General features: G+C 61.1%; 15 protein-coding genes and 1 pseudogene. 10 read left to right on the top strand and 6 right to left on the bottom strand.

Annotated elements, in window-relative coordinates; genetic code table 11:
- Positions 1 to 32: 32 nt before the first annotated feature.
- Positions 33 to 974: a CysB family HTH-type transcriptional regulator gene (locus FA94_RS15165; RefSeq protein ID WP_035552554.1), complete on the bottom strand. Its 942-nt coding sequence runs from the start codon at positions 972 to 974 to the stop codon at positions 33 to 35.
- 237 nt (positions 975 to 1,211) lie between these two features.
- On the opposite strand from FA94_RS15165, the gene FA94_RS15160 reads away from it, so the two are divergent.
- The 6 genes from FA94_RS15160 to cobA all read left to right on the top strand — a co-directional run bounded on the left by FA94_RS15160 (position 1,212) and on the right by cobA (position 7,459).
- Positions 1,212 to 2,891, top strand: a complete 1,680-nt coding sequence (locus FA94_RS15160; protein ID WP_035552552.1) for a nitrite/sulfite reductase — start codon at positions 1,212 to 1,214, stop codon at positions 2,889 to 2,891.
- A 22-nt stretch (positions 2,892 to 2,913) separates the two neighbouring features.
- Entirely contained in the window at positions 2,914 to 3,465 is a 552-nt protein-coding gene (locus FA94_RS15155; RefSeq protein ID WP_035552549.1) for a DUF934 domain-containing protein, read from the top strand.
- Entirely contained in the window at positions 3,462 to 4,217 is a 756-nt protein-coding gene (locus FA94_RS15150) for a phosphoadenylyl-sulfate reductase (protein ID WP_035552545.1), read from the top strand. The genes FA94_RS15155 and FA94_RS15150 overlap by 4 nt, the downstream gene beginning before the upstream one ends.
- Before the next feature lie 106 nt (positions 4,218 to 4,323).
- Positions 4,324 to 5,286, top strand: coding sequence for a sulfate adenylyltransferase subunit CysD (cysD, locus tag FA94_RS15145; protein ID WP_035552543.1), 963 nt, complete (start codon positions 4,324 to 4,326; stop codon positions 5,284 to 5,286).
- Positions 5,287 to 5,307: 21 nt separating this feature from the next.
- Positions 5,308 to 6,624 (top strand): sulfate adenylyltransferase subunit 1, encoded by a 1,317-nt coding sequence (locus FA94_RS15140; RefSeq protein WP_035552541.1) that lies wholly within the window; start codon positions 5,308 to 5,310, stop codon positions 6,622 to 6,624.
- 76 nt (positions 6,625 to 6,700) lie between these two features.
- Entirely contained in the window at positions 6,701 to 7,459 is a 759-nt protein-coding gene (gene cobA / locus FA94_RS15135; RefSeq protein WP_035562193.1) for a uroporphyrinogen-III C-methyltransferase, read from the top strand.
- Positions 7,460 to 7,940: 481 nt separating this feature from the next.
- On the opposite strand, the pseudogene FA94_RS15130 reads toward cobA, so the two are convergent.
- The 4 genes and pseudogenes from FA94_RS15130 to lptF all read right to left on the bottom strand — a co-directional run bounded on the left by FA94_RS15130 (position 7,941) and on the right by lptF (position 12,401).
- Positions 7,941 to 8,394, bottom strand: a pseudogene (locus FA94_RS15130) (hypothetical protein).
- A 1,364-nt stretch (positions 8,395 to 9,758) separates the two neighbouring features.
- Complete coding sequence (locus FA94_RS15125; RefSeq protein ID WP_035552539.1) at positions 9,759 to 10,139, bottom strand: sirohydrochlorin chelatase; 381 nt, start codon at positions 10,137 to 10,139, stop codon at positions 9,759 to 9,761.
- A gap of 12 nt (positions 10,140 to 10,151) precedes the next feature.
- Positions 10,152 to 11,300 carry an LPS export ABC transporter permease LptG gene (gene lptG / locus FA94_RS15120; protein ID WP_035552536.1) on the bottom strand — a complete coding sequence of 383 codons (1,149 nt, stop codon included), beginning with the start codon at positions 11,298 to 11,300 and terminating at the stop codon, positions 10,152 to 10,154.
- 3 nt (positions 11,301 to 11,303) lie between these two features.
- On the bottom strand, positions 11,304 to 12,401 hold the full coding sequence (gene lptF, locus FA94_RS15115) for an LPS export ABC transporter permease LptF (RefSeq protein WP_035552534.1): 1,098 nt from the start codon (positions 12,399 to 12,401) through the stop codon (positions 11,304 to 11,306).
- Positions 12,402 to 12,538: 137 nt separating this feature from the next.
- Between lptF and FA94_RS15110 the strand changes: the two genes are divergently transcribed.
- The 3 genes from FA94_RS15110 (at position 12,539) to FA94_RS15100 (ending at position 15,374) form a co-directional block, all read left to right on the top strand.
- Positions 12,539 to 14,050 (top strand): leucyl aminopeptidase, encoded by a 1,512-nt coding sequence (locus tag FA94_RS15110; protein WP_035552530.1) that lies wholly within the window; start codon positions 12,539 to 12,541, stop codon positions 14,048 to 14,050.
- 106 nt (positions 14,051 to 14,156) lie between these two features.
- Entirely contained in the window at positions 14,157 to 14,573 is a 417-nt protein-coding gene (locus FA94_RS15105) for a DNA polymerase III subunit chi (RefSeq protein WP_035552527.1), read from the top strand.
- Between the two features lie 93 nt (positions 14,574 to 14,666).
- On the top strand, positions 14,667 to 15,374 hold the full coding sequence (locus tag FA94_RS15100; protein WP_035552525.1) for a DUF2486 family protein: 708 nt from the start codon (positions 14,667 to 14,669) through the stop codon (positions 15,372 to 15,374).
- Positions 15,375 to 15,487: 113 nt separating this feature from the next.
- On the opposite strand, the gene FA94_RS15095 is transcribed toward FA94_RS15100, so the two are convergent.
- Positions 15,488 to 15,829: a c-type cytochrome gene (locus tag FA94_RS15095; protein ID WP_035552523.1), complete on the bottom strand. Its 342-nt coding sequence runs from the start codon at positions 15,827 to 15,829 to the stop codon at positions 15,488 to 15,490.
- A 651-nt stretch (positions 15,830 to 16,480) separates the two neighbouring features.
- Here FA94_RS15095 and FA94_RS15090 point away from each other — a divergent pair.
- A complete protein-coding gene (locus tag FA94_RS15090) occupies positions 16,481 to 19,084 on the top strand; it encodes an enterotoxin A family protein (RefSeq protein ID WP_197070207.1) in 2,604 nt (867 codons plus the stop codon).
- Positions 19,085 to 19,101: the final 17 nt, after the last annotated feature.

The following is a 19,101-nucleotide window of genomic DNA, read 5'->3' as shown; positions in this document are numbered from 1 at the left end:
AGCGGGAAGCGTGCTGCTGTCAAATACTGCGGTCAAAGTTCGTAGGTTTCGTGTTCGCCCTTCAGCGCCTGTTCGATCAGCTTGCGATTCATGCTCGGCGACAACAGCTCGACGAGCGTGTACACATAGCTGCGCAGATACGCGCCGTTTTTCAGCGCGACCCGCGTCACGTTGCTGCCGAACAGGTGGCCGACCGGCATGGCGCGCAAATGACGGTCGCGTTCGGCGTTGAACGCGATATCCGCCATGATGCCGACGCCCAGACCCAACTCCACGTAGGTCTTGATCACGTCGGCGTCGATCGCCTCCAGCACGATGTCCGGGTGCAGCCCGCGCAGGCGGAACGCCTCGTTGATCTTGGTGCGGCCGGCGAACGCGTTGTCGTAGGTGATCAGCGGATACTGGGTCAGATCATCCAGCGACAAAAGTTTTCGGTCGAGTAGGGGATGATCCGGCTGCATCACCGCGACGTGATGCCACTGGAAGCAGGGCAGCGACACCAGCTCCTTATAGTTGGCGATGGCTTCGGTGGCGATCGCCAGGTCGGCCTGATCGTGGATCACCATTTCGGCAACCTGGGTCGGGCTGCCTTGCAGAATCGAAAGGTGAACCTTCGGGAAACGCTTTTTGAACTCGGCGATTGCCGCTGGCAGCGAATAGCGCGCCTGCGTGTGGGTCGCGGCAATGACCAGATTGCCCTGATCCTGCGCCGCGTAATCTTTACCGACCCGCTTGAGACTCTCCACTTCCTGCAGGATCTTCTCGACTGACTGCAAAATGATGCGCCCCGGCTCGGTCAGCGAGCGTACCCGCTTGCCGTGCCGCGTGAAGATCTCGACGCCCAGTTCGTCTTCCAGCTCGATGATCGCCTTGGAAACGCCCGGCTGGCTGGTGAACAGCGCCTTGGCCGCTTCCGTCAGGTTGAAATTCTGCCGCACGGCCTCGCGGACGAAGCGGAATTGGTGCAGGTTCATATATAACCTCTCCGCATATCAAAGTAATTTTTTAGTCGTTTGAAATATAAGGCGAGTTTATTACGATCTGTCCATCTTTTTCAATATGGATATCTGTATTTGTCATAAGCAAATGAGAGATGGGTCTAAACGCTCGTTTGCAGCAGCTGACTAACACCAGGTATTCAAGGCGCAGCGGAACCGGATCGCCGGCCGCCGGACCGCTGTGTGTGTCACGCAAAAAATTGGGGTCCCCGAATGTACCAATACGATCAGTACGACCAGACCATCGTCGATGAACGCGTCGCGCAGTACGCCGATCAGGTTCGCCGCCGCTTGTCGGGCGAATTGAGCGAAGAGGAGTTTCGTCCGCTGCGTCTGCAGAATGGCCTGTACATGCAGCGCCACGCGTACATGCACCGCATCGCGATTCCTTACGGCAACCTGCGCAGCGACCAGATGCGCGTGCTCGCGCAGATCGCACGCGAACACGACCGCGGTTACGGCCATTTCTCGACGCGCTCGAACATCCAGTACAACTGGATCCAGCTCGAAGAAACGCCGGAAATCCTGCGCAAGCTCGCCGCGGTGCAGATGCACGGCATCCAGACCTCGGGCAATTGCATCCGCAACATCACCGCGGACCAGTTCGCCGGCGTCGCGCCGGACGAAATGGTCGATCCGCGGCCGTGGGCGGAAATCCTGCGTCAATGGTCGACGTTCCACCCGGAATTCGCGTGGCTGCCGCGCAAGTTCAAGATCGCCGTGTCGGGTTCGAAAGAAGACCGCGCTGCCGTGCAGATTCACGACATGGGCGTGTATCTGAAGAAGAACGAGCAGGGCGAACTGGTGGCCGACATTCTGGCCGGCGGCGGCATGGGCCGCACGCCGATCATCGGCGCGATCATCCGCAAAGACTTGCCGTGGCAACACCTGCTGTCGTACTGCGAAGCCGTGCTGCGCGTGTATAACCGCTACGGTCGCCGCGACAACATCTACAAAGCGCGGATCAAGATTCTCGTGAAGGCATTGAGCCCGGAGAAATTCTCGGCGCAGGTCGAAGAAGAATGGCAGCACCTGAAGGACGGTCCGGCGACGCTCACGCAAGCCGAAGTGGATCGCGTGTCGCAGTACTTCCAGCCGCCGGTGTACGAAAAACTGGCCGATACCGACGCTTCGTTCGAAAAGCATCTGCTGGAAAACCGTGCGTTCGCCCGTTGGGTCGAGCGTAATGTGCGTCCGCATAAGGTGTCGGGCTATTCGTCGGTGACGCTGTCGCTGAAGCCGACCACCATCGCCCCGGGCGATGCGACGGATGCGCAGATGGAAGCCGTCGCCGATTGGGCCGACGAGTATTCGCTCGGCGAGATTCGCGTGTCGCACGAACAGAATCTGATTCTCGCGAACGTCAAGAAGCGCGATCTGTTCGCGCTGTGGGAAAAGGCCAAGGCGCAGGGTTTCGCGACGCCGAATATCGGGTTGCTGACCGATATCATCGCGTGCCCGGGCGGCGATTTCTGCTCGCTCGCGAATGCGAAGTCGATTCCGATCGCGCTGGCGATCCAGGAGCGCTTCAACGATCTCGACTACGTGTACGACCTCGGCGACGTGTCGCTGAATATCTCGGGTTGTATCAATGCGTGCGGTCACCACCACGTCGGCAACATCGGCATTCTGGGCGTCGATAAGGACGGCTCGGAGTGGTATCAGGTGACGCTCGGCGGCGAGCAGGGATCGGGTGCGAACGGCGCGAACCTCGGCCGCGTGATCGGCCCGTCGTTCTCTGCGGAAGAAATGCCGGACGTGATGAGCAAAGTGATCGATACGTTTGTCGAAAATCGCCACGAAGGCGAGCGCTTCATCGAAACGTATAACCGCATCGGCATGGCTCCGTTCAAGGAACGTGTGTACGCCTCGCGTCAACCGGCTCACGCGTAACCGCGACAAGGATACTGAACAGATGGCTTCTATCATCAAGAATCGCGCGATCGTCAACGATGACTGGACGCTCGTGCGTCCCGCCGAAGACGGCTCGCTGCCGGCCGTGAACGACTTGCCCGCGGGCAAGGTGCTGGTGCCGCTCGCGTTGTGGCAGGCTGAACGCGATGCGCTTGCCGCTTCGCGCGGCGCCGCCGAAATCGGCGTGTGGCTCGCGCCGGATAGCGAACCGGCGGATCTCGTCGCCGACTTCGACAAGATCGCGCTGATCGGCGTGGACTTCCCGGTGTTCCGCGACGGTCGTGGTTACAGCATTGGCCGCCTGCTGCGCGAGCGTTATGGCTACAAGGGCGAACTGCGTGCGATCGGCGACGTGCTGCGCGATCAGATTACGTTTATGTTTCGCTGCGGTTTCGATGCTTACGCGCTGCGCGAGGACAAAGATTTTGACGACGCGCTGAAGGCGTTCGACGAATTCAGCGTGCAGTATCAGGGCGCGGTGGATAACCCGTTGCCGTGGTTCCGCCGTCGTGAAGCGGCTGCCGCTGCTGCATCGGAAAAGGCTTCGGCATGACGATCGCCACCTCGCTCACGCCGGAACTCGCTGCGAAGGTCGAGCGCCTCGATGCGCTGCTCGATTCGATCGCCGCGCGTCACGAGAACGTGAAGCTCGCCAGCAGCCTCGCGGCGGAAGACATGCTGCTCACCCACGCGATCCTGTCGCGCGGCGTGAAGATCGGCATCTTCTCGCTGAACACGGGCCGTTTGCATGCGGAAACGCTCGGCATGCTCGATCGCGTGAAGGATCGCTATGGCTACGACATCGAACAGTTTCATCCGCTGGCGGCGTCGGTTGACGAATATGTCAGCTCGCACGGCCTGAACGCGTTCTATGAAAGCGTCGATTTGCGCAAGCGCTGCTGCGAAGTCCGCAAGGTCGAGCCGCTGAATCGCGCGCTGTCGGATGTCAGCGCGTGGGTGACGGGGCAACGCCGCGAGCAGTCGGTGACACGTGCCGAACTGCACGCGGAAGAGCACGACGCCGCGCGCGACATCGCCAAGTTCAATCCGCTTACCGATTGGACCGAAACCGAAGTGTGGGATTATCTGAAGGCGTTCGACGTGCCGGTCAATCCGCTGCATGCGCGCGGCTATCCGAGCATTGGCTGCGAGCCGTGTACGCGCGCGATCCGTCCCGGTGAAGATAGCCGGGCAGGACGCTGGTGGTGGGAATCTCGCGATACGAAGGAATGTGGGTTGCATATCACGACGATTACCCCGATTCCGTTCAATAGCAGCGAGAGTGCATCGGGCCTGAAAGTTTAGGTCTTGAATGGACCTTGGCTTTCGGTTTGAACGCCGCACATACTGATTTGAATACTTCCGCGTCGGCAAGCCACCGCTTGCCGGGCGAATCAACGAAGGACCGAACATGAGCACCACGCTCGACTCCACTGTGAACGCACCACTCGCTAATACGGCAAACCGGATGGATCACCTCGATTGGCTCGAAGCCGAGTCGATTCATATCCTGCGCGAACTGGTCGCCGAATGCAGTAAGCCCGCGCTGCTGTTTTCGGGCGGCAAGGATTCGGTCGTCGTGCTGCATCTGGCGCTGAAGGCCTTCGGCATCGGCGCGAATCGCAAGACCGTGCTGCCGTTCCCGCTTGTGCATATCGATACCGGCCACAACTACGACGAAGTGATCGACTTCCGCGATCGCCGCGCGAAAGAGATCGGCGCGGAGCTGGTGGTGGGTCACGTCGAAGATTCGATCAAACGCGGCACCGTACGTCTGCGCCGCGAACTGGATTCGCGCAACGCCGCGCAAGCGGTGACGCTGCTCGAGACTATCGCCGAACACGGCTATACCGCGCTGATCGGCGGCGCGCGCCGTGACGAAGAAAAGGCCCGTGCGAAAGAACGCATCTTCTCGTTCCGCGACGAATTCGGTCAGTGGGATCCGAAGGCGCAACGCCCGGAACTGTGGAGCCTGTATAACGCGCGTCTGCATAACGGCGAACATCTGCGCGTGTTTCCGATTTCGAACTGGACCGAACTCGACGTGTGGCAGTACATCGCTCGCGAACAGCTTGAGTTGCCGTCGATCTATTACGCGCATGAGCGCGAGATCGTGCGCCGCAATGGTCTGCTCGTGCCGGTTACGCCGCTCACGCCGATGCGTGAAGGCGAGACCAGCGAGACCGCGCTGGTGCGTTTCCGGACCGTTGGCGATATTAGCTGCACGTGCCCGGTGGAAAGCGATGCGGATGATCTCGAGAAGATCATCGCCGAAACGGCCGTGACCGAAATCACGGAACGCGGCGCGACGCGGATGGACGACCAGGTGTCCGAAGCCGCGATGGAACAGCGTAAGAAGCAAGGTTACTTTTAAGCACACGAGGGTAAGACAATCATGAGCGGTATTCACCAACCAGAAGACCTCGGCGTGCTGCGTTTCATCACCGCGGGCAGTGTCGACGATGGCAAGAGCACGTTGATCGGCCGCCTGCTGTACGACAGCAAGGCCGTGTTGAGCGACCAGCTCTCGGCGCTGTCGCGCGCGAAGAATAAGCGTACCGTCGGCGACGAAATCGATCTGTCGCTGCTGACCGACGGCCTCGAAGCCGAACGCGAGCAGGGCATTACGATCGACGTCGCGTATCGTTACTTCGCGACCGCGAAGCGCAAGTTCATCATTGCCGATACGCCGGGTCACGAGCAGTACACGCGCAATATGGTGACGGGTGCGTCGACCGCGCATGCGGCGATCATTCTGGTCGATGCGACGCGCGTCACGTTTGTCGATGGCGTCGCGCAATTGCTGCCGCAGACCAAGCGTCACAGCGCGATCGTCAAGCTGCTCGGTTTGCAGCATGCGATCGTCGCGATCAACAAGATGGATCTGGTCGACTACAGCGAGCAACGCTTCAACGAGATTCGCGATGCGTATGTCGAACTCGCGCGTCAGTTGGGTCTAAGCGATGTGCGCTTCGTGCCGGTGTCGGCGTTGAAGGGCGACAACATCGTGACCGCGAGCGAAAGCATGCCGTGGTATGCGGGCGAGCCGCTGCTGGACTTGCTCGAAGCGTTGCCGGTGGAGATTCCGACGGGTCAGGCGCTGCGTTTCCCGGTGCAATGGGTCGCGCGTCAGGACGGCAGCCAGGCCGACGATTTCCGCGGCTACATGGGCCGTGTCGAAGCGGGCGAAGTGAAGGTGGGCGACACGGTCGTCGTGCTGCCGGCGAATCGCGAAGCCACGGTGGCCGAGATTATCGCGCCGGTGGTGGGCGGCACGGCGCTGGTGGATCGTGCGTTTGCCGGTCAGACGGTGACGATCCGTCTCGCGGAAGACGTCGACGTGTCGCGTGGCGATACGTTCGTGCTGCGTGAAGAAGCGCCGGAGCCGGCGAAGAAGCTCGAAGCCGATCTCTGCTGGTTCGACGACACGCCGCTGTCGACGCAACGCAAGTATCTGTTGAAGCAGACCACCAATACGGTGTTCGCGCGCATCGGTGCGATCAAGGAAGTGCTCGACGTGCATACGCTGTCGCAGGCGACCGATCGCAAGGAACTGGCGATGAACGATATCGGCCGTGTTGCGCTGACCTTGCAGAAGCCGCTGGTGTGCGATGTGTATGATTCGCATCAGGGGACGGGGGCGTTCGTGCTGATCGACGAGGCGACGCACCATACCGTCGCGGCTGGGATGATTCGGGCGTTTTCGGCTTAAGGTTGGGTGACGCGCTGCCGGCTTTGCTGGTTGGTTGCTGCGTGCCTTTGGCGCCCTTACGGACAGGTTGATGCAAATGGGTAAGGTTTATTTGATCGGCGCAGGGCCGGGTGCCGCGGATCTCATTACCGTGCGCGGTGCGCGGCTTTTGGGTTCGGCTGATGTGGTGCTGCATGATGCTTTGGTCGAGCCGGCTATGCTCGACTATGCACCTTCGCACGCGCGGCGGATTGCTGTTGGGAAGCGGTGTGGGCAGCTTTCTACCGCGCAGCAGTTCATCAATAAGCAGATTGTGGATGCTGCGCTTGAACATCAGGTTGTTGTCCGGCTCAAGGGCGGCGATCCTATGCTGTTCGGGCGCGCCGATGAGGAAATGCGGGCGCTTGAGGCGGCTGGGATCGAGTATGAGGTTGTGCCTGGCATCACCGCTGCGCTGGCTAGTGCGGCTTCTTTGAAGCGGTCTTTGACGCTGCGAGGGGTTTCTCGGAGTGTGGCTTTGGCGACTTTTAGTCGGGCTGCTGGGTCTGATGAGATTCGTGAGCAGGTTAATGCGGATTCGGTTGTGTTTTATATGGGCCGGGATAGTGGGGTTGAGATTGCTCAGCAGTTGATCGAGGCTGGGCGGCCTGCTTCTACGCCTGTGGCGATCGTTGAGGCTTGTAGTACGCCTCGGGAACGGATTCTGACGCTCACGCTTGAGGGTCTCGCCTGTGGTGAGGCGGTGAGGTGGGTTGATGCTGCGCAGCCTAGCTTGTTGATGATTGGGGAGGCTTTTGCTGAGCGGCAGGTGGATGGGGTTGGTCGCTCCGCGGATGGGATTCTGGCGGCGGCTTGATCGGCTTTTGCCAGTGCGGCGCTTTTGGTTTGTTCTCTTCGGGTGTTGGCCTTTCCTTGCTGTCTTAGTGGTCTACTAGCGTTGCCCCTGTGCGGGGCGGCACTCACTTTTCTTTGCCTGCCGCAAAGCAAAGTAAGCAAAAGAAAGCGGCTCACACCGCCAGCTCATAAGCGGGTCCCCCGCGCAGTCACGGTAGTGGCTCATCTGGAATCTGTGCTCTCGCACATTCCGCTTCAGTGACACAGCCGTCATTCTTCCGGCGGCGCTGCGCGCGCCGCAGCGGTCGTTCCCACAAGCTCGTCTCTTACACATTCATGGTCGATAAAACGGCGGGCAGTTGTCCCGGTTCGCGCTATGCGCGCGCCGGGACGGTGTGACTAGAAACACGTTGTCTCTCTGCAGCGGTATGCGTGCGTGTGCATGTGGATTTGCACGTCGATCCATCCCAGTGGCTCGCGGGTAATGGATCGCCGAGCGCCAGTTAATGCGTAATCACCAGGCGCCGAAAATTGCCTTTGAAGGGCACTCGCCGGTTCGCCGTCAACCGGGCTGCGCAAGTGCTCGCGCCGTTCCTCGCGGCCTTCTGCGTGGCCTTTGCCAGAAGCTTCGCGGCGTGGCGGGCTGTGATGCGGCGCTCAGGAATTCCGTGCGCATCCAGCGCGATGATCTGATACAACTCGCGGTCAGTCTCGACTTCCTGCTGGTAGTTCTCGGCGGTATCGATCAACACGCCCAGTAGCGATCGCTGGCGTGCTATTTCGTCACGCGTAATAGCCGGACTTCTGTATATCGAGGTCGCAAGCGTGACCAGTTTTCCCCAGGTTTGCGATCTGCCGGTCAACGAGTTCAAAAGCCGATAGTGCGAGTTTTTCATACTGGATCGCGTCAACAGGCGGGCGCGAAGCGCTTCGAGAATTCTTGGGGGATTTGCTCATGTGCGATCTCCAATTGCTGACTTGGATCGCCCGACACGCGCTTGAAAAAGTGGTGAGCGGGCACAGTAACAAGGTTGGCAGCCCGGCGTGGAACCATAACCGGCAGACCCGAAGGTCTCCTTGCCACGGCCCGCCCCTTGAAAAGAGACGCGCAGAAGCTAATGCACGTCTGCTTTCGCCGACGCACAGGTTCCACTCCACTTGTAGGCCGCCAAGCCTGCCCGTCGATGTTTCGACGTTGAAAACAAGTCTAAAACGTATCGCTCCGGGGGCGATTGCCTGCCCGGGCTAAATGCGTCGCGCGGCGCCACGTTCTGAAATTTCCTAGGCATTAGTTCACGGGGATCGGCATGTGTCGCAAACTTCTAAGCATTTCGAATGAACGTCGGCGTGCGAGAACTGCGTGCCGAATGAGGTGCAAACCCGAACGTTGAATTGTCTTAATTGGGCAAGTCTGGCGATGATTGCGGAACGTCCGAGAGAGGGCGGATTGATTGCCCTATCGGCGACGTCGAGCCAGCGAGAGCGCGGTTATCAGTTGCTCCGCTAACGCGGCGGCAGGCACCGGCTTCAGAGTTTGCAGTATGTGAACAACCGCCCCGGCGCGCGCAGCGCCGCCGGAAGAATGACTGCTGTGCCGCTGACGTGGAGTGCGCGAGAGCACAGATTCCAGATGCACCACTACCGTGGCTGCGCGGGGGATCCGCTTAGCAGGGGCAATGTGTGAACGACCGCGACGGCGCGCGCAGCGCCGCCGGAAGAATGACTGCTGTGCCGCTGACGTGGAGTGCGCGAGAGCACAGATTCCAGATGCACCACTACCGTGGCTGCGCGGGGGATCCGCTTAGCAGGGGCAATGTGTGAACGACCGCGACGGCGCGCGCAGCGCCGCCGGAAGAATGACTGCTGTGCCGCTGACGTGGAGTGCGCGAGAGCACAGATTCCAGATGCACCACTACCGTGGCTGCGCGGGGGATCCGCTTAGCAAGGGCAATGTGTGAACGACCGCGACGGCGCGCGCAGCGCCGCCGGAAGAATGACTGCTATGTCACCAACGTGGAGTGTGCGAGAGCACAGATTCCAGATGAGCCACTACCCGAACTGTGCGAGAGACCCGCTTATGAGCTAGCGGTGTGAGCCGCTTTCTTTTGCTTACTTTGCTTTGCGGCAGGCAAAGAAAAGTAAGTGCCGCCCCGCACAGGGGCGACGCTAATAGACCACCGTGATCACAAGGAAAGGCCAACGCCCGAAGAGAACAACCGAAAGCGCAGCGAGAGCAGAAAGAGTGGGGCGAGCAGTACGACGACAGAACAAGCGACCGGGCGCAGAAGGAGCGCGCCTGAAGAGAGTGCAGAACCGAAACCCTAAACCTGCCGAAGGCAATAAAGCGCGACAGCATCAAGAACACCCTCATCTTCCCCAACAGCACCCGCGCACTTAATCTGAACAGAGGGATAAAGCCCGCGACAGCGCTCGATGACGAGAGGCAAATCTTTCCGTACATGCCCCCCTTGCCCAAAAAAAACCGGCACAACGGTCACAAGGTCACAGCCACCGGAGGCAAGCTCACCCACAGCGGCAGGCAAATCCGGCTCCATCAACTCAAGAAACGCCAGCACAACCGGCCCGGCCGAGGCATCAGCCGTACGAGCTCCGCGCAGCTTCTCAGCGAGCCTCTCAAACGGCTCCCGCCAGCGCGCATCCCTTGCACCGTGCCCAAACAAAACCAGCCCATGCGTAGCCATGGAACGATACCCCTAATGCCGATCAACCCACTTTAACCCAACCAGCCCAAGCACGAGATAAACCAACCCAGGCGTAGCCGCGGTCAAAGGCGCAGGCCAGGTATTCAAAGTGCCGATATGCGAGAACAGCGTGTTGAAGAGTTGAAAACTCATCCCTAGCATGATCCCACCGAACACCTTGACCCCCACCACTCCAGCCCGCGTATGCAGATAAGCAAACGGCAACGACAAAACCAGCATCACGAACACCGCAAACGGATACAAGACCTTACGCCAGAGCGCGATCTCATACCGCTGCGTATCCTGATGATTCTCGGTCAGATGCTGGATATACCGGAACAGATTGAACATCGACATCCGATCCGGCGACACCAGCAGCACTGACAGAATCTGCGGCGTCAATTCCGAGCGCAGCGAATACTCCGGCAAGCTAACCTGAGTCGCGCGATAAACCGGATTCAACGCATCCGCAGGCGTCCCGGGAGGCGGCGGCACGTCGATCAACTGCGTATCGGTCACATCGGTCAATTGCCAATGGCCCGGCGGCTGATACTTACCGCTTTTAGCGATCCGCACATTCGACAAACGGAATTTCGAATCGAACTCATAGATCCGCACATTGCTGATCGTCGCATCCGGCTTCAACTCGCCGACGTTCACGAAGCGCGTCACCTGCTCACCATCGGCCCGCGCGGTAAGCGTGTCCTTCACCCACACACCCGACTGGAAGTTACTCGACACCGACGACCCCAGTGCCTCCAGCCGCACCCGCTCCGACAACTGATCCGTATAAGGTCCAACCACTTCGCCGATCAGATACGTCAGGAACACCAGCGGAATCCCGATCTTCAGCAATGACCGCAACGCCTGATTGGTCGCCAGCCCGGACACCCGAAAAATCGTGTACTCGGAATTCGCCGCCATCTGCGCGAACACATAAATCGCGCTGATCAACGCGGCAACCGGAATGATTTCGTAGAAGCGCGACGGCGTCTGCAGCGCGACCCGCAGCACCGCATATTGAAACTTGTAGTTACCGTGCCCAACCGAATTCAGTTCGTTGATCAGGTCGAAGAAGAAGAACAGACCCGAAAACGCAAACAGAATGAAGATGAACGTGAGGTAGATCTGACGCGCGAAATACCTTTCATAAATGCGCATCGGTCAGGTCCCCTGCGAACGGTTGAACATGGCCCGCGTGAACAGCGGGCGGTTGCGCACGCGCAGCCAGAAGATAAACGCGACGATCACCGCGACGATCACATGGAGTCCCACCAGCCCGACGCCGAACGACATCTTGCCTTGCTCGATCCACGACTGCACCACGTTCAACAGATTCGAATACGTCAGATAGATCAGCACCGCCATCACCAGATTGATGGTGCGACTGCGTCGCGGATTCTGGTGCGCGAGAGGAATCGCCAGCAGCATCAGATTGAGCGCGATCAAAGGCAGCCCGGCGCGCCACGCGAATTCGGCGAGATTCTCTTTGGTCGGATTGCGCAGCAGCGCGAGCGTCGACATGCCGGTGCTGGTCGCCGTATTGACGACCGGCTGGCTCTGGATTTTCACGCCATAGCGCTCGAACTCCATGATGCGGAAGTCGGGGTGCCCCGGCTCGCCGTCGTAGCGCCGGCCGTTTTCGAGCACGACGAAGCGGTCGCCGTTCTTATGCGTCTCGGTGTGTCCGTTCTTCGACACCACCACGTTGACCTTGCCGTTCTCGGTGCTGGTCACGAACACGTTCTCCACGTGCCCCTGATCGGGCGACATCTTCTCGATGAAGAACACCCGGTGGCTAGTGGCCGACTCGCGGAATTGACCCGGCGCCAGCAGCGAGACCTCGTCGCGCTGCTGGAAGCGCGCGCGGATCAGCTTGCTCTGCTGGTTCGACCACGGCCAGCCGACGAACACGAAGAACATGATGAGGATGATGATCGGCGTGGCAAAAATACCGATCGGCTTGATGAACTGGGTCAGGCTGACGCCCGAGGACAGCCACACGACCATCTCGGAGTCTTTGTACCAGCGTGTCAGGACGAACAGGATCGACACGAACAGGGTCGCGACGAGCATGATCGCCAGGTAGCCGATCACGGTCAGTCCGATCAGGACCAGCACGTCGCGTGGATCGATCTCGCCCGAGGCCGCGAAGCCGACGATGCGGATCATCATCGTCGTCAGCACGAGCGTGAGGAGAACCATGAACACGGCACCAGCCGTATACGCGAGTTCGCGCTGGAGGGAGCGTTCGAAGATCATTATTGATGATGAGAGGGGGCGCTCTCAGCGGCGCGAGGGTTACTCCCCGTCACACCTCCGGTGCAGCCGCCGCAGGAAAAATAGCGGATAATTGCGGCTTTCATCCTAAGCCCAGATTTTATCCGAGGACAAGCGCGATGGACTTTAGCATAAAAGCCTGTGATTGGACCAAAGGCTCGTCAAACGGTTTCCTGACCGGTAAATCCGATTGCATCGTGATCGGTGTGTTCGAGTCGCAGACGCTTTCGGGCGCGGCGCTCGAGATCGATGCGGCCACCAAAGGGCTGTTGACCCGTGTCATCAAAGCCGGCGATATGGAAGGCAAAGCCGGCTCCACGCTGTTCCTGCACGAAGTGTCGGGTATCGGCGCTTCGCGTGTGCTGCTGGTCGGTCTCGGCAAGCAGGACGCTTTCAATCAGAAAGCCTACGGCGACGCTGCGCGCGCCGCCTGGCGTGCGTTGCTGGGCACGAAGATCGTCCAGGTCACGTTCACGCTCGCGCAACTGCCTATCCTCGAACGCTCGGCCGATTGGGGCGTGCGCGCCGCGATCCTCGCGCTGCGCGAGCTGACGTACAAGTTCACGCAGATGAAGAGCAAGCCGGACACCACGCCGCGCGCGCTGAAGCGCATCGTGTTCAGCGTCAACACCGGCGACGACAAGGCCGCCAAGCTGGCCGCCAAGCAAGGCGCGGCGCTGGCCAACGGCATGGACCTGACGCGCGACCTCGGCAACCTGCCGAGCAACGTCTGCACGCCGACCTACCTCGCCAACACCGCGAAGAAGCTCGCCAAAGACTGGAAGCTGAAGGTCGAAGTGCTCGGCGAGAAACAATGCGAAGCGCTGAAGATGGGCTCGTTCCTGTCGGTCACGGCCGGCTCGGTCGAACCGGCGCAGTTCATCGTGCTGCAGTACCACGGCGGCGCCGCGAAGGCCGCGCCGGTGGTGCTGGTCGGCAAGGGCGTCACGTTCGACACCGGCGGCATCTCGCTGAAGCCGGGCGAAGGCATGGACGAGATGAAGTACGACATGTGCGGCGCCGGTTCGGTGCTGGGCACGATCCGCGCCGTCGCCGAAATGGGCTTGAAAATCAACGTCGTGGCGATCATCGCGGCGGTTGAGAACATGCCGTCGGCTACGGCCACCAAGCCGGGCGACATCGTCACCAGCATGAAGGGTTTGACGATCGAAGTGCTGAACACGGACGCCGAAGGCCGGCTGATCCTGTGCGACGCACTCACCTACGCCGAGCGCTTCAAGCCGGCAGCCGTGATCGACGTCGCTACGCTGACGGGCGCCTGCGTCATCGCGCTGGGTCACCACAACAGCGGCCTGTTCTCGAAAGACGACGCGCTGGCGGGCGAGTTGCTCGACGCATCGCGTGAGGCTTCGGACCCGGCCTGGCGCATGCCGCTCGACGACGAGTATCAGGACCAGCTCAAGTCGAACTTCGCCGATCTGGCGAACATCGGCGGCCGTCCTGGCGGCAGCGTGACGGCGGCGTGCTTCCTGTCGCGCTTCACCGAAGCGTATCCGTGGGCGCATCTGGACATCGCGGGTACGGCGTGGAAGAGCGGCGCGGCGAAGGGCGCGACCGGTCGTCCGGTGCCGTTGCTCTCGCAGTTCCTGATCGACCGCGCTGCACAATGACGCAATGCAGTAAGGTGGCCAGCGCGGTCGCGGACCCGGCGTCAAGCCGGGTCCGGGTCGTGCAACGGCGCGTAAGCCTGGCTGTGGACGCAAGGCGGAGCCGCCGATGACGAGGATCGATTTTCACTCGAACGTCGGCGATTCGCTGCTGTATGCGTGCCGCCTGATCCGCAAGGCGTATCAGGCGGGCCAGCCGACCATCGTGCTGGCCGAGCCCGAGCGTCTGCGGGCTTTCGACGAACAGCTGTGGACCTTCTCGCCGCTCGACTTCGTGCCGCACTGCATGGCGGGCACGCCGCTCGCCGCGCAAACGCCTATCGTGCTGGCGTCGAATCTCGACGACGTGCCGCATCACCAGGTGCTGCTCAATCTGGGCGCTGCGGTGCCGGCCCAGTTCGCCCGCTTCGAAAGATTGCTGGAAGTGGTCGGTAACGCACACGACGAACTCGCTGCGGGCCGCGAACGCTATCGTTTCTATCGCGATCGCGGCTATGCTTTGAACAACTACAAGCAAGGCAGCTAGGCCTTTTTCCATCCGCGTCGCGTGGTTTCCTGTCTGAAGGATCCGGCGTGGATGCGGCCTGCCTTGGCTTCGACTCAAACAGGGAGAGCGCACGTGTCCGATCCCCACGACAATTCGATTCCGGTGTTAAGCGAGATTCTCGTGCCGGGTAATCCTGTGCAGGCGCGTCACCCGTCGAACGACGCGGCTGTGCCGGCGGAACACGCCATCACTGACGACGGTGCGCCGCGTGAGCCTGGCTTTCGCACTGAGCCGGTGCTCGAGCCGGACACCCTGCATGCGCATGAACTCGCTGCCGTGCAGGAACCCGCGGCCGAGCCACCGCCCTTGCCGACGCTGGACGAGGTGCTCGAGCTAGGCCGTGCGGCCGCGCCGGAACCCTTACATGCGCCGGCGCATGCGGCGGATCATCATCCGAAGAAGCGTTCGCGCTCGCATCACGCGCATGACGATGTGCCCGAGCGCGATGCCGGCGTCTTCAATCGCGCCGAGCCTCTTGCTCCGTTCGAAGCCGGTACGAGCGTGCCGCCCGATATCGCTCACGAAACCACTGCGGCGCCGCAGCCGGGCCTCGATGCGAATCTCATCGCCGAGCGTCTGCGTGGACGCTTTGCGGGTTTTCTGACGGGCGAGGGACGCGAGGTCATCGAGGCGCGTTGCCGCGATGCATTGCAGGAGCACACGGGCTGGCTGGTCAGCCAGATCACGCGTGAAGTCGCGCTGACGCTGGAAACCGAAATGACCGCGTGGGTGCGGGAAGCGGTGGAAGAAGAGATCGCGCGGCGCTCAGGCCACGCGTGATTCGAAGGGAAGGGAAGGCGGCTTGAAACGCGATCATGCGTTTCAGCGCCTTCAACCGTGGACGTTCAGCAATGCACGTTCATCGATGCACGCTCACCAATGCGTACGCGTCATCATTTCAGCGACAACACCCAGCCTGCCAACGTGGCCGCCTGATCGGGCGTGAGTTGCGTGTTCGCGGGCATGGGCACGATTCCCCACACGCCTGCGCTGCCATCCAGAATCTTGTTCTTCAGATAGGTTGCGGCGTCGTCGCGACCCGCGTATTTCGCTGCGACATCATGTAGCGCCGGTCCCATGAACGGACGCGCGACCGCGTGGCAACTCATACAGTTCTCCTGCTGGGCCAGCGCCAGACCGGCGGCGGCCTCGGCATGCGCGACCGGACTGCCGACGCTCAAGATAACGCCCAGCAGGCCGGCGGTTGCAAGCGCTGCATGCGACATGGATTTCATTCTGGTCTCCGTCGGTGCAGATGCCCGACTCGTGGTGCGGGCATTATAAAAGGAAAGGGACGCACGGTTTTTGAACTACGTCCTTTCGACATTCTGTTGCGCCTTGCGGGCATGAATCCGGACGTAGCGGAGCGATGACGTCCTGCACCGTTCGCGGATCCAGAGCGATTCGTCGGGTCTTTGGGACAGTCCACGGGCCGGCTCTCGTCGGCGTTGCTCGTTAGCCGTGGCGCGGCTCTCAATGTATCGCCGGGTACTACCGGCATCGTGGGCAAAGCGGGTTTCATTGTCATTGCCCTCTGCCGTCATTGCTCGCGCGCGGAGGCCCCAGGTTTGCTTCCACAAGGTGCAATGATGACGACACTCGGCGTTGGCAATCATCCGCTCAGGCTTTTGCCCAAAGAGACGGACCGGTCCGGTCCGCTATCTCCAACCGCACGCCGCAATGGCGAATCGGCCAGCGAACTCAGTGCACCGCCCCATGAGCCAAACGCCGGAGCGTCATCCCCGTTCGGAGTTGGAAGACCGGGTGACGCAACTCTGCCGGCGCCGGCCGCTAAGGCTGCGGCCAAAGAGCCGGGCCTCCCGACAGCCAGACGCCTTGTAGCTGCCACGAGCGCCAATGAGCGGGCTCAACCGGAGCACGGGAGTGTGCCCGCCAAAGAACGGGCGCCCGGCGAACTTGCTGGAGCTGGCGCCGGCGCGCTGTTGCCAGCGCAGAGTTCGGACACGTTGCAGCGCACTCGCAGGACGCCGCCGCCTTGGCCGCTACCTCCAGAGGCGACCCTTCCGGCGACGGAACACACCTTCGATATCTATAACGGCCCCGCGACGAGGCACAACGGCCTCTCTTCCTCGGTCCTGTCGCAAGCCGCCGGACAGCCCAGCGCATTGAACAATGTGTGCGCCGGCCTCGTGCTAGGCACGCTCTACCTGGTGGCGACAGGAAAAGCGCCGAATCTGTTCGAGATGACTTCCGTCATGCGTGATTCCCTTGGCGATTGGCAACTGAGACAGGCGGCGTTGACGTCGATCTATCAGGTGCAGCGAGATACCGTGCGCGATCCTATCGGCAACGTTCCGGGTCTTATCGCGCGACCCAATTTCGACTCGATTCGAACCAGTGCGGAGTTGCGCAGAACGCTGGAGTCTGAATTCGGGCAGCGTCACAGTTCGGCCGACGGCCGCGGCAGTTATCAAACCACGATGATGCCGATACGCATTCAGTTCCGCGCCGCGCCCGCTTCGGAACAAAGGCCAGACGGCGGCAGCGTGGAGCGCCCCGGCCATATGATCATGGTGCAACGGCTCGATCCTTCCGATAACTTCCGGAATGACCGATACCAGATTTACGACCCGCAATTCGGCGCCTTCGAGTACGAAAATTTCGATCAGATGGCGGTTGTCATGGCTCGGTTGCTCGATTATGGCTATCAGCAGTACGGTTTTATCGCTCGCGTGCGCACGTTGCCCTATGACGCCGAGAATACGTATCGGCCGAATGACGGTGCGAGCGCGGCTGCTTCGTCCCTTGGCAACGCTACGCTCGCCGCCGTGGACGATGCGCCCGAACTCCAGGGCGCTCATGCTTTATCTCTCCCGCCGGTGAATCTGCCGAGGCCGGATTTCACGCAGTTGCCGCGGCCACCGCATGACGAACTCAAGCGTGACGTCAGCACGGCTTCCGACCCGCAGCCTTATGTGCTCTATCGTCCCTCGGACGTGCCGCCCGAAGCGATGCGCAAGGCGCACGGCTTCAGTGCGGAAAACACGCGGATGAACAACGTCAACCTGGCGCTGCATAACTGCGCGCTGTCATTGAGCCCGGGTGCCACTGACGGCGGCGGCTATCTCGGCACGTTCCGTGACAGCGAGACCGCGAAGAAGCGGCTCTCAGGCGGCGGGCAACAAAGCGGCTATATCTATTACATCAAGCCGAGCCCCAACATGGTCGACGTCCATGGCAGCCTGGGCAAGGCCGATCGCATCCCGGGCGACCGCGAAGTTGCCGCGATGGGCCGGATCGACGATGCCCAGGTGTGTGGCTGGAGCAAGGTCGTGGCTGGGGTGCCGGGTCCCTTCGTGGCCAACCCCGACTATCGTTACGACATCTTCGACCACACTCGCACGTCCGGCGCGCAACCGCAGCTCGCGCACTTTTCTCCGGACGACCCCGCGTGGGCGGATAGCGATCACAAGCCGTTCGTATCGGGGGTGAACATCGGCGGCAAGGTGCGCTATCTGCCAAACGAGGATCCAGCGCTGACGTCGGCCGCTTTCTACCGACGTGCTTTCGACAAAATCCATTACGCGGCGAGCCAGTTGGAGAAAGGCGAGGACTATCGCGAGCCAGTCCATATCAAACCGTACTTCAATAACAACGACGGCAAGGGCGGCACGAAGCTGAGCTTTCACAACGGCAACGGGTATCCGGCGGTCGATTTGTCCGATACGGGCCTTTCCCAGTATGAATTTTCATTTGGGGACGATGGCCGCATCCATTCCGCGCACGACTATGGGCAGGTGCTGCGAATCGACAAGGACGGCAATGCGTACATTGGCGGCGCCCCGAAGGATCCGACCGACCTGAACGGCGTGTTTGTTTATGTTCGCGGGATTGACGGTCTGCTGCATGTCGAAGACCGCAAGTGGCTGACCGAGGGCGTCTTCGCGGTCACGCCTTATGTTTCGCCGCCGCAGTCGCGAGACGGCCAACTCGCCACGCGGCAATCCTGGCGGCTGGAGAATGCCAAACGGCAGGCGGTTTTTCCTCCACTGCCGATGGCCGCATTCGTTGGCAATCCTGTCGCCACGTCGGAGCAGCAATACCGGCTTTACCTGGATCCGGATTCGGCGTTACCTCGTGGTGCCACGCACTTCGTGACCGAGGTGCCGTCGGCGGACAATCCGCACCGCGGCCAGGCTCTCGTTGAGTCCCAGCCCTCGCTGCGGCAGGATGAGATCGCACGTATCGGTGCATGGCTCAAGTCGCACAACGCGGCGTGGCTGTTTCGTGATGGGTTGATGGCCATTCCCGCGGCGCGCGGCCAGTTGGAGATACGCACGATCGGCGGTACGCCGGTTTGGCGCACGAGGGCCGATCCGGCGGCTGGCAGCCACGTGCTCTACGACTCGCTGCAGGCGCCGCCGCTGAAGTCGACCTTCAAGCTTCCCGAGCCGATCTGGAATCGCATCATCGCGCAACAGGCGAGGTACGCCGAGCTCGAGGGTCGTGCGCAGCACTTCTATATGTGACGAGCCCGCGCAAAGAC

It is taken from the genome of Burkholderia sp. 9120 (assembly GCF_000745015.1).
Classification (GTDB): Bacteria; Pseudomonadota; Gammaproteobacteria; order Burkholderiales; family Burkholderiaceae; genus Paraburkholderia.
The sequence above is the reverse complement of the archived record's forward strand: the minus strand, read 5'-3'. Positions and strand labels throughout refer to the sequence as shown.

Bases quoted from the DNA above. Each gene is read 5' to 3' on its own strand.
- FA94_RS15165 (WP_035552554.1), bottom strand. From the start codon at position 974: ATGAACCTGCACCAATTCCGCTTCGTCCGCGAGGCCGTGCGGCAGAAT.
- FA94_RS15160 (WP_035552552.1), top strand. From the start codon at position 1,212: ATGTACCAATACGATCAGTACGACCAGACCATCGTCGATGAACGCGTC.
- FA94_RS15155 (WP_035552549.1), top strand. From the start codon at position 2,914: ATGGCTTCTATCATCAAGAATCGCGCGATCGTCAACGATGACTGGACG.
- FA94_RS15150 (WP_035552545.1), top strand. From the start codon at position 3,462: ATGACGATCGCCACCTCGCTCACGCCGGAACTCGCTGCGAAGGTCGAG.
- cysD (WP_035552543.1), top strand. From the start codon at position 4,324: ATGAGCACCACGCTCGACTCCACTGTGAACGCACCACTCGCTAATACG.
- FA94_RS15140 (WP_035552541.1), top strand. From the start codon at position 5,308: ATGAGCGGTATTCACCAACCAGAAGACCTCGGCGTGCTGCGTTTCATC.
- cobA (WP_035562193.1), top strand. From the start codon at position 6,701: ATGGGTAAGGTTTATTTGATCGGCGCAGGGCCGGGTGCCGCGGATCTC.
- FA94_RS15125 (WP_035552539.1), bottom strand. From the start codon at position 10,139: ATGGCTACGCATGGGCTGGTTTTGTTTGGGCACGGTGCAAGGGATGCG.
- lptG (WP_035552536.1), bottom strand. From the start codon at position 11,300: ATGCGCATTTATGAAAGGTATTTCGCGCGTCAGATCTACCTCACGTTC.
- lptF (WP_035552534.1), bottom strand. From the start codon at position 12,401: ATGATCTTCGAACGCTCCCTCCAGCGCGAACTCGCGTATACGGCTGGT.
- FA94_RS15110 (WP_035552530.1), top strand. From the start codon at position 12,539: ATGGACTTTAGCATAAAAGCCTGTGATTGGACCAAAGGCTCGTCAAAC.
- FA94_RS15105 (WP_035552527.1), top strand. From the start codon at position 14,157: ATGACGAGGATCGATTTTCACTCGAACGTCGGCGATTCGCTGCTGTAT.
- FA94_RS15095 (WP_035552523.1), bottom strand. From the start codon at position 15,829: ATGAAATCCATGTCGCATGCAGCGCTTGCAACCGCCGGCCTGCTGGGC.